9 protein-coding genes and 2 tRNA genes are annotated in these 9,673 nt (G+C 69.1%); 6 read left to right on the top strand and 5 right to left on the bottom strand.

Annotation, left to right across the window (positions count from 1 at the left end):
• Positions 1 to 76: 76 nt before the first annotated feature.
• From AB0B35_RS29515 to AB0B35_RS29505, 3 genes are all read right to left on the bottom strand, one after another.
• Positions 77 to 150 (bottom strand) — tRNA-Gly (locus AB0B35_RS29515).
• 65 nt (positions 151 to 215) lie between these two features.
• Positions 216 to 292 (bottom strand) — tRNA-Pro (locus AB0B35_RS29510).
• A 290-nt stretch (positions 293 to 582) separates the two neighbouring features.
• Positions 583 to 891, bottom strand: a complete 309-nt coding sequence (locus AB0B35_RS29505) for a hypothetical protein (RefSeq protein WP_361051309.1) — start codon at positions 889 to 891, stop codon at positions 583 to 585.
• A 245-nt stretch (positions 892 to 1,136) separates the two neighbouring features.
• Here AB0B35_RS29505 and tig point away from each other — a divergent pair, with 245 nt between their 5' ends.
• The 4 genes from tig to clpX all read left to right on the top strand — a co-directional run bounded on the left by tig (position 1,137) and on the right by clpX (position 5,432).
• Positions 1,137 to 2,504 carry a trigger factor gene (gene tig, locus AB0B35_RS29500; protein WP_361051306.1) on the top strand — a complete coding sequence of 456 codons (1,368 nt, stop codon included), beginning with the start codon at positions 1,137 to 1,139 and terminating at the stop codon, positions 2,502 to 2,504.
• A gap of 157 nt (positions 2,505 to 2,661) precedes the next feature.
• The gene (locus AB0B35_RS29495) at positions 2,662 to 3,273 is read left to right on the top strand and encodes an ATP-dependent Clp protease proteolytic subunit (RefSeq protein WP_203699347.1); all 612 of its coding nucleotides are present in this window, start codon (positions 2,662 to 2,664) and stop codon (positions 3,271 to 3,273) included.
• A gap of 12 nt (positions 3,274 to 3,285) precedes the next feature.
• The gene (locus tag AB0B35_RS29490) at positions 3,286 to 3,939 is read left to right on the top strand and encodes an ATP-dependent Clp protease proteolytic subunit (RefSeq protein ID WP_155369939.1); all 654 of its coding nucleotides are present in this window, start codon (positions 3,286 to 3,288) and stop codon (positions 3,937 to 3,939) included.
• A gap of 200 nt (positions 3,940 to 4,139) precedes the next feature.
• Positions 4,140 to 5,432: an ATP-dependent Clp protease ATP-binding subunit ClpX gene (clpX, locus tag AB0B35_RS29485; RefSeq protein ID WP_203699348.1), complete on the top strand. Its 1,293-nt coding sequence runs from the start codon at positions 4,140 to 4,142 to the stop codon at positions 5,430 to 5,432.
• An 86-nt stretch (positions 5,433 to 5,518) separates the two neighbouring features.
• On the opposite strand, the gene AB0B35_RS29480 is transcribed toward clpX, so the two are convergent.
• A complete protein-coding gene (locus AB0B35_RS29480) occupies positions 5,519 to 6,199 on the bottom strand; it encodes an XRE family transcriptional regulator (protein ID WP_361051303.1) in 681 nt (226 codons plus the stop codon).
• Positions 6,200 to 6,240: 41 nt separating this feature from the next.
• Between AB0B35_RS29480 and AB0B35_RS29475 the strand changes: the two genes are divergently transcribed.
• Together AB0B35_RS29475 and AB0B35_RS29470 are read left to right on the top strand one after the other, a co-directional pair.
• Positions 6,241 to 7,089: a DMT family transporter gene (locus AB0B35_RS29475; protein WP_361051300.1), complete on the top strand. Its 849-nt coding sequence runs from the start codon at positions 6,241 to 6,243 to the stop codon at positions 7,087 to 7,089.
• Between the two features lie 56 nt (positions 7,090 to 7,145).
• Positions 7,146 to 8,318, top strand: a complete 1,173-nt coding sequence (locus AB0B35_RS29470) for an MFS transporter (RefSeq protein ID WP_361051297.1) — start codon at positions 7,146 to 7,148, stop codon at positions 8,316 to 8,318.
• On the opposite strand, the gene AB0B35_RS29465 is transcribed toward AB0B35_RS29470, so the two are convergent.
• Positions 8,315 to 9,157, bottom strand: a complete 843-nt coding sequence (locus tag AB0B35_RS29465) for a GNAT family N-acetyltransferase (protein WP_361051294.1) — start codon at positions 9,155 to 9,157, stop codon at positions 8,315 to 8,317. The two genes, AB0B35_RS29470 and AB0B35_RS29465, sit on opposite strands and share 4 nt — an antisense overlap.
• Positions 9,158 to 9,673: the final 516 nt, after the last annotated feature.

Genomic DNA, 9,673 nt, shown 5'->3' with positions numbered 1-9,673 from the left:
TATAAACACCCGCCCCACCACGCACAAGTGTGTGGGGCCACAAATTAATTGAACCACTTTTGAGCTGCTATCTCTATGGAGCGGGCGACGAGAATCGAACTCGCGTAGTCAGTTTGGAAGACTGAAGCTCTACCATTGAGCTACGCCCGCGCGGCCCCTAGTCTAGCGGCCCGTCAGCACGGTCCGTCGGCGAGGTCGACGTGCCGGACCGTGGCTGGTCGGGGTGGCCGGATTCGAACCGACGGCCCCTCGCTCCCAAAGCGAGTGCGCTACCAAGCTGCGCTACACCCCGTTGCGCCGGTGACCGGCGCCCCCGGAAGTGTATGCGGTCTTCGCACCCGGTCGCACACCCATATAGCCGTGTCCTGTTGTGAATCATTTTCGGCATTTGCCCCCTGCCGACCCCTGTGCCGATCTACGGTGGAGCCAGGGACGGGGAGACGATTCGCCCCTCGCTAGCCGGTCCGGGAGTGCACCGGGGTTCGTTCGTCCGAGCCGTTGACACTCCTGGACCGGCGCCTTCGGCGGGGCCGGTGCAAGGCGCGGCGGTGTGGCCCGGACCCCCGGTGGGGCTTTGTTCGATCAGGCGGATGGGGCTCCACCGGGCTGCGTGGGCCGGTCCTGGTGGGCCAGGTGCGCGTTGGCCGGGGTGAGCCGCTCCGGCCTGATCTTCTTGTGCAGCCATCCCGTCAGCGCGACGGTGAGCAGCGCGAAGAAGACCGCGCCCAGCAGGGCCGCCTCCTTGCCGTCGGCGGGGCCGGCCGACAGAGTGACGAGCGGGGCCGCGAGCGAGTGCGGCGGCAGGTCGGCGGCGGGCGTGAGGCTCAGCAGCGGCCCGCCGACGTCGGCGAGCACGGTGGCGAGCAGCATTGGCGCATCGATCGGTGGCACGGCGGACCCCTCCCCGGACAACCCGCCCAGTTTGTCTGCTTTGCTGGATATTATGGTGGTGCCGCGCCCGAGATGTGTGACATCCGCCGAGAACCGCGGCCCGATGCCAGGGGCCAACCAGGTATTCGCCTACACTCGACCGGGCTCCGTGTCCGCGTGTCGGACCGGCCTCATGACGCGGCGTGGCCGAGCAGTACAGTGCGAAGGCCCGTCAAAACGACCGAAAGATCCCAAGGAGTACGCCAGTGAAGAGCACCGTCGAGACTCTGAGCCCGACGCGAGTGCGGCTCGCCATCGAGGTGCCGTTCGCAGAGCTCGAGCCGAGCCTGAAGAAGGCGTACCGGGAGATCGCGGCGCAGGTGAACATCCCCGGCTTCCGCAAGGGCAAGATCCCGGCTCAGGTCATCGACCAGCGCGTGGGCCGCGGCGCCGTGCTGCAGGAGGCGATCGAGGAGGCCATCCCGCAGCAGATCTTCGCCGCCGTGCGTGAGCACGAGGTCAAGCTGCTGGGCCGCCCGGCCGTGGACAACCTCGAGTTCTCCGACGGCCAGCCGCTGAAGTTCACCGCGGACGTCGACGTGCGCCCCGAGCTGACCATGCCCGAGCTGAGCGCCATCAAGGTCGAGGTCGAGCCGCTGGCGATCGCCGACGCCGAGATCGACGAGCAGGTCGACGGCCTGCGCCAGCGCTTCGCAACCCTGAAGACGGTCGAGCGCGCCGCCGCCACCGGTGACTACGTGCAGCTCGACCTGATCGCCACGGTCGACGGCGCCGAGGTCGAGGGCGGCACCGCCAACAACATCTCCCACGAGGTCGGCTCCGGCCAGCTCCTCAAGGGCCTGGACGAGGCCGTCGTCGGCCTGTCCGCCGGCGAGGAGGCGACCTTCACCAGCCAGCTCGTGGGCGGCGAGTTCGCCGGCCGCGACGCCGACGTGAAGGTGACCGTGCGCACGGTCAAGGAGAAGGAGCTCCCCGAGCTCGACGACGAGTTCGCCGGTCTGGCCAGCGAGTTCGACACCCTGGAGGAGCTGCGCGGCGACCTGCGCGAGCGGATCACCCGGGTCAAGAAGGTCGAGCAGCTGTACGCGGCCCGTGACAAGGCGCTCGCCGAGCTGGTCAAGCAGGCCAACGTGCCGGCCCCCGAGGGCGTCGTCTCCGACGAGGTCGAGCAGCGCAAGGCCGCCATGGTCGAGCAGCTCGAGCGCATGGGCGCGAGCCTGGAGGAGTACCTCGCCGCCGAGGAGAAGACCGAGGAGCAGATCGACGCCGAGCTCGCCGACGCGGCCGCCGAGGGCGTGAAGATCCAGCTGGTGCTGGACACCATCGCCGAGGCGGAGAACGTCGAGGTCAGCGACGACGAGTACGGGCACGAGATCGTGCACCGCGCCCAGCGCGCCGGTGTCGCTCCGCAGGTGTACTACGACCGCCTGGTCCAGCAGGGCGCCGCGGCCGCCGTCTACGGCGACGTGCGCCGGGGCAAGGCGCTGGCGCTGGTCATGGAGCGGGTCGTGATGACCGACACCGCCGGCGAGGTGCTGAGCCTGGACTCGCTGCGCGAGGACAACGGCCACGAGGGTCACGACCACGGTGACCACGAGGGCCACAACCACTGATGTGAAGATCGAGAGGGACCCGTTCACCACCGTGGGCGGGTCCTTCTGCGTTCATGCCGGGGCCGGGTGCGCTGACAGCGAACACGCCGATCTCGGGGAAGCTGCGGTCAGTGGCAGCGGTTAGGGTCGCTGTAGGACAACGAGAAAGGCTGCCGATATGAGCGAGCTGCACGTTCCATCTGCGCGGGGTTCCGATCCGATCGCCGGCGGCCTCGACGATTCTGTGTACAACCGCCTGCTCAAGGAGCGCATCGTCTTCCTGGGCAGTGACGTGAACACCCAGGTCGCCAACCGGATCTGCGCGCAGCTCCTGCTGCTGTCCGCGGAGGACCCGGACCGCGACATCTACCTCTACATCAACTCGCCCGGCGGCTCGGTGTACGACGGCATGGCGATCTACGACACCATGCAGTACATCAAGAACGACGTGGCCACGATCGCGCTCGGCATGGCGGCCTCGATGGGGCAGATGCTGCTGTGCGCGGGCGCCAAGGGCAAGCGCTCGGCGCTGCCGCACGCGCGGATCATGATGCACCAGGCCTCCGGCGGCATCGGCGGCACCGCGGCCGACATCGCCATCCAGGCCGAGCAGATGATCTACACCAAGAAGCTGATGATCGACCTGATCGCGCAGCACACCGGCCAGCCGGTGGAGCAGATCGAGGCCGACAGCGACCGTGACCGCTGGTTCAACGCGCAGGCGGCCAAGGAGTACGGCTTCATCGACCACGTGATCACTTCGGCGCAGGCCGTGCCGGTCGGGAACTGAAGGAGTTCAACGATGTTTCCAAACCTGAAGCCGAGCTTCGCCGAGGTCAGCAACCGTTACATCATTCCCTCGTTCATCGAGCGCACGTCGTACGGGACCAAGGAGACCAACCCGTACAACAAGATGTTCGAGGACCGCATCATCTTCCTGGGTGTGCAGGTCGACGACGCGTCCGCGAACGACGTGATGGCGCAGCTGCTGGTGCTGGAGGCGGCCGATCCCGACCGTGACATCACCATGTACATCAACTCGCCCGGCGGCTCGTTCACGGCGATGACCGCGATCTACGACACCATGCAGTTCGTGCGCCCGGACATCCAGACGGTGTGCCTGGGCCAGGCGGCCAGCGCCGCGGCGGTGCTGCTGGCGGCGGGCACGCCGGGCAAGCGCCTGGCGCTGCCGAACTCGCGCATCATCATCCACCAGCCGGCCACCGAGGGCGGCTACGGGCAGGGCTCGGACATCGAGATCCAGGCTCGGGAGATCATGCGGATGCGCACCCAGCTGGAGGAGATGCTGTCGCGGCACTCCGGCAAGGACCTGGCGCAGGTCAAGAAGGACATCGACCGCGACAAGATCCTCACGGCTGCCGAGGCGCTCGACTACGGCCTGGTCGACTCCGTGATGACCAGCCGTAAGAAGAGCCTGATGGCGGGCGCTCGCTGATGCCTCGTGGTGCCGTCCACCCCAACAGGTGGACGGCACCACACCGGTGTCACAGTGGCGTGTCAGAATCTGGTTCAGCGGTAGGCGGGGTGGGGACGCCGCAAACCGGCTCACAACAGGTAACGTCAAGGCAGAACCGATGTCGCGCCGCCTCGTGGCGGCACGATGTTCGTCCGCTTCAGGGGCAGGGGGAGTCGTAGGTGGCACGGATCGACGGCGGCGACCTGCTGAAATGCTCTTTCTGCGGCAAGTCGCAACGCCAGGTGAAGAAACTCATCGCCGGACCGGGCGTCTACATCTGCGATGAGTGCATCGACCTCTGCAACGAGATCATCGAAGAGGAGCTCGCCGGCGAGGAGCAGGTCCGCTGGGAAGAGCTGCCCAAGCCGATGGAGATCTGCCAGTTCCTCGACTCGTACGTGGTCGGGCAGGACGGCGCCAAGAAGGCGCTCGCGGTGGCGGTCTACAACCACTACAAGCGGCTGCAGGCCGAGGCGGCGCACACCCGGGGCGGTGAGGCGGTCGAGGTCGCGAAGAGCAACATCCTGCTGATCGGCCCGACGGGCACCGGCAAGACGCACCTCGCGCAGACCCTGGCCCGCATGCTCAACGTCCCGTTCGCGATAGCCGACGCGACCGCGCTGACCGAGGCCGGCTACGTGGGTGAGGATGTCGAGAACATCCTTCTCAAGCTCATTCAGGCCGCGGACTGGGACATCAAGCGCGCCGAGACCGGCATCGTCTACATCGACGAGATCGACAAGATCGCCCGCAAGTCCGACAGCCCCTCGATCACCCGTGACGTCTCCGGCGAGGGCGTGCAGCAGGCGCTGCTGAAGATCCTGGAAGGCACCCGGGCCAACGTGCCGCCGCAGGGCGGCCGCAAGCACCCGCACCAGGACTTCGTCGAGATCGACACCACGAACATCCTGTTCATCTGCGGTGGCGCGTTCGCGGGCCTGGAGCAGATCATCGAGCAGCGCACCGCGCGCTCGGGCCTGGGCTTCGGCGCGCACCTGCGGGCGGTCTCCGATCGCACCAACGACGAGGTGCTGGCCAAGGTCATGCCGGAGGACATGCTGAAGTTCGGCATCATCCCCGAGTTCATCGGCCGCCTGCCCGTCATCACCACGGTGCGCAGCCTCGACCGCGAGGCGCTCGTCAAGATCCTGACCGAGCCCCGCAACGCCCTGGTGAAGCAGTACCAGCGCCTGTTCGAGCTCGACAACGTGGTGCTGGACTTCGACTCCGAGGCCCTGGAGGCCATCGCCGACCAGGCCATGCTGCGCAACACCGGCGCCCGCGGCCTGCGGGCCATCATGGAAGAGGTCCTGCTCTCCGTGATGTACGAGGTGCCCAGCGACCCGAACGCCGAGCGGGTGCTGATCACCCGGGACACCGTGCTGGAGAAGGTCTACCCGACGATCGTGCCCCGTCGCGACATCAGCACCGGCCGCCGGGCGCGTCACCACCGCGAGGAGAAGACCGCCTGAAGACGCGGAAAGCGCCGTCCCTCCTCGGGGGACGGCGCTTTCGTCGTATCGGGGCGGGACCCGGCGGTGAGCCGAACGGGTCGAGCTCAGCGCTGGGCGATCAGCGAGCCACGTCGACGGTCGAAGTCGCCGGGGGGCATTGCCACGATCATGACCAGCCGGGCCGGGGAGTCGAGCGCGTTGCGGTAGGAGTGTGCGCGGTCGGCCCGGAAGTCCAGGGTCTGCCCGACACCCACCGGGTGGTCGACGCCGTCGACAGTGACCGCGATCTGCCCGACCAGCACGTGCACCATGCACCGCGTGCCGGGTAGCAGTTCCTCGGCCTCACAGCGCTCCTGCGGGGCGAACCGCCAGTCCCACAGCTCCACGAAGTCCGGGTCGTTCAGGCCGCGCAGCAGCCGTCCCGTGCCGCCCCGCCCGCCTCGCCACAGCACAGGGGCGTCGTCCATCTCGCTGAGGTGCACGGTCCGGTCGGCGGCGGGCTGGAGCAGGCGGGCCACGGTGACCCCGAAGGCGTCCGCGATGCGGGCCAGCGTGCCGACGCTGGGGTTGGTGCGGCTGCCCTCGATCTGGACGAGCATGCCCTTGCTGACCCCGGAGCGGCCGGAGAGCTCGTCGAGGGACCAGCCGCGGCCAGCCCGCAGCGCGCGTACGTGCAGCGCCACCGCGGCATTGATCTCGTCAAGGGGCAGATGCCGGGGCCGGGGCGCGTGCGAACCGTCGCCGCGTGCGGTGGATCGGGCCCGTTCGATCGTCGTATCGGTCAACGCGCTGTCCTTTGCGGTCAATACTGTGATACGAACTCGTCGTGATCTCTATCCTGCTTGCGGGCACGTCCGCCCTGGTCTGGGGCACCGCCGACTTCTGCGGTGGCAAGGCCGTCCAGGGTGCCGCGAGCGTGCGTGGCCATTCGTACTCGGTGACCGTGGTATCGCAGTTGTGCGCGATACCGATGATCGCAGCTTTCCTCCTGTTGGTCCCGGGTCGGCTCGGCGTGTCGGCACTGGGATGGGGCATGGCGGCCGGGATTGCCGGACTTTTCGGGATTGTCCTGCTGTACCAAGGGCTGGCGAGCGGCGCGATGGCCGTCGTGGCCCCCGTCACCGCGGTCACCTCCGCGCTGGTACCGCTGACCGGTGGCCTGCTGCTCGGGGAGCGGCCCGCCGCCGCCTCGCTCATCGGGGCGGTCTGCGCCATCGGGGCGATCGCGCTGGTCAGCCTCGGCCCCGCGGAAGGCGCGAGCGCAACCGGCCCGCGCGTGATCGGGCTGGCGCTGGCCTCCGGCGCCATGTTCGGGATCTTCTTCCTGCTGCTGGCCCAGGCCGGGGAGAGCGCCGGCATGTGGCCGCTGGCCGCCGCCCGGCTCGCCTCCATCCCGGCCGGCCTGCTGCTGCTCCGCCCGATGGGCGGCACGCTGCGCCTGCGCGGGAGAGTGCTGGCGCTCACCGCGGTCGCGGGCACCCTCGACATCGCGGCCAACGGCCTCTATCTGCTGGCGGCGCACGAGGGACAGTTGAGCGTCGTCGCCCCGATCGCATCGCTCTACCCGGCGAGCACAGTCCTGCTCGCCCTGGCCGTGAACAAGGAACGCCTGCACCGGATCCAGTTCGCCGGCCTGGGCCTGGCCGCCACCGCCCTGGTGCTCGCCTCCATCTGACCGGTGCGGTGACGCAGAGGATGGTTTCGCGGGAAGGCGGGACGTAAGGTCCGTCTGTGACTTCGGTGGTGACGCGGGCCCGCTGGGCGGTGGCGACGGTCTTCGCGGTGCACGGTGCGGTCAGCGGCAGCTTCGCGTCCCGCATTCCGTGGATCGCCGAGAACCTGGACCTCAACGAGGGCGCGCTCGGCCTGGCGCTGATCATGCCCGCGGTCGGCTCGCTCAGCACGATGCCGTTCGCCGGGCGGCTGGTGCAGCGCTGGGGCGGGCGTACCACGACCAGGGTCCTCATCACGGCCTGGAGCCTCGCCATCGGTGTGGTCGCCCTCGCGCCCAGCCAGTGGGCGCTGATGGGCATGCTGCTGCTCGCCGGAGCGGCCGCGGGCACCTCCGACATCGCCATGAACGCCGAGGGCGTCGAGGTGGAAGGGCGGCTCGGCCGCTCGATCATGTCCAGCCTGCACGGCATGTGGTCGGTCGGCGGCCTGATCGGCTCCGGCATCGGGGCGGGGGCGGCGTACCTGGGCGTCAGCGCCCCGGTGAACCTCGGGGTGATGGGCGCGCTGCTCGCGGTGGTCGGCGTCGCCGCCGGGCACTGGCTGCTGCCGAACGCGCCCGTGCCGGTCTCGGACGACGGGCCGCGGTTCTCGCTGCCGCGCGGACCGGTGCTCATCATCGGACTCGTCGGCTTCTGCGCCGTCTTCGCGGAGGGGGCCACCGCCGACTGGTGTGCCGTCTACCTGCGTCAGATCCTGGACGCCGGGGAGGGGCAGGCCGCGGTGGCGTACAGCGCCTTCGCGCTGTCCATGGCCGGTGGCCGGCTCGTGGGCGACGCGGTCGTGCGGCGATTCGGCGCCGTCGGCACGGTGCGGGTGGCCGGGATCGTCGGCATCGCCGGCGGTCTGCTGGTCGTCACCGCCTGGACGCCGCTGGTCGGGGTGCTCGGCTTCGGCATGATCGGTCTCGGCTGCGCCGTGGTGGTCCCGCTCGCGTTCAGCGCGGCGGGGCACACCGGGGACCATCCCGCCCACGCGATCGCGGGCGTGGCGACGGTGTCGTACGGCGCGGGTCTGGCCGCGCCGGGGCTGATGGGCGGGATCGCGCACGCCACCTCGCTGCCGTTCTCGTTCGCGCTGGTGACCGTGCTGATCGCGATCGTCGCGCTGGCCGCCGGCAGGCTGCGCGCGGCCGAGATCGCCCACCGCGAACCGGCCCCGGTGTCGGCCTAGGCGACCTCCCACAGCGCGGTGTCCTGCAGCGGCCGGTACCCGATCGCCTGATAGATCTTGTTGCTGGTCGGATTGGCGAGGTCCGTGAAGAGCGTCGGACGCAGCCCCGCGGTCAGCGCGGCCGCGCTCACCGCGGCGACGAGCGCGGCGGCGTAGCCGTTCCCGCGGCGGCGCGGCGGGGTGTAGACCAGGTTCAGTCGTACGACACCCGCCGCCGGCGCGGTCATCGCGGCCATGCTGACCGGCTCCCCACCCGCCTCCCAGACCCAGAGCAGGCCGCCCAGGGCGAGCCGGCCGTCGATCGGCGCGGCCGGGTTCGAGTGCGGGTGATCCGCCAGCGCCTCCCGTTGAAACGCCCCGGACCAGGCCACCAGCAGATCCCGATCAGCGGCGGCGGCCTCCCGCGGCCGCCCGGCGACCCCCACCGGTGGCACCACCCGCGCGACGTCGAACATGCGGTACGCCGCCAGCAGGCCGGCCCGGCCACCGGTGCGTCCGGCGAGTTCCACCGCGAGCCGCTCTGTCTGGTCCGGCAGTCCGGTGAACCGCCGCACCTGTGGGGCATGTTCGGCGAGGTGCTCCGCCAGCACGGCTTCCGCTCCCTCGGGCAGTTCGCTCAACAGCATGGCGAAGGGCGGCGGGCACACCGCGACCCCGGCGAGGCTGTCGCCGTCGCCGAGCACCCGCAGCATGAGCAGGTCCGATTCGGGCAGGACGATGCCGTCCATCCGCGACTGCAGCAGCGTCAGCAGCTGGTTGTTGCGGACTGGTTCGGTCCTCAGCCAGGGCATCACCGCGGCGGTGAACGCGGCCAGCGCTGTGTCCCCGGTCACTCTCACGGTTGGATTCTGCCCCCACGGCACCCGCGGGAACACTCCTTTCCCGACATCAAGACCGCCTGACCAGCTAAGATGAGCGAACGGCAGGATGTGACCGGCGACAACCGACCCCGATTTGCATCCAGGTCGGGGGGCCGCGTAATGTTCTCTCTGCCAGCGAGGAACGGACAAAAACACCGGGGCTGAAGAGCCCGGGTGGAGGCCGGATCGCTTGGCCGCCCGGAGTGGGGCGGACCCCGGTTAGGGGGCCGCGAAACCGGTCCGGTACTGTGAACGACACAGCCCCGCAGTGCTTCCCGAGAGATCGGGTGGTGTTCGGTGTGTGCTTGTTCTTTGAGAACTCAACAGGGTGCTATTTAAGCCAAGTGCCAATTATTGATCATCCTCGGATGATTCCTTTGGTGATGGACAGATCTGGACATTTTTGATGTCGGGGTTTGATCTTTTGCCGGGTTTTTGAATTCTTTTTGGAGAGTTTGATCCTGGCTCAGGACGAACGCTGGCGGCGTGCTTAAC

Origin of the sequence: Catellatospora sp. NPDC049133 (assembly GCF_040648455.1) — a bacterium.
In the GTDB taxonomy this organism is placed as follows: Bacteria; Actinomycetota; Actinomycetes; order Mycobacteriales; family Micromonosporaceae; genus Catellatospora; species Catellatospora aurea.
The sequence above is the reverse complement of the archived record's forward strand: the minus strand, read 5'-3'. Positions and strand labels throughout refer to the sequence as shown.

What these genes read in the sequence shown, in the direction of transcription:
- AB0B35_RS29495 (WP_203699347.1), top strand. Translation starts at nt 2,662, where the DNA reads ATGAGCGAGCTGCACGTTCCATCTGCGCGGGGTTCCGATCCGATCGCC.
- AB0B35_RS29490 (WP_155369939.1), top strand. Translation starts at nt 3,286, where the DNA reads ATGTTTCCAAACCTGAAGCCGAGCTTCGCCGAGGTCAGCAACCGTTAC.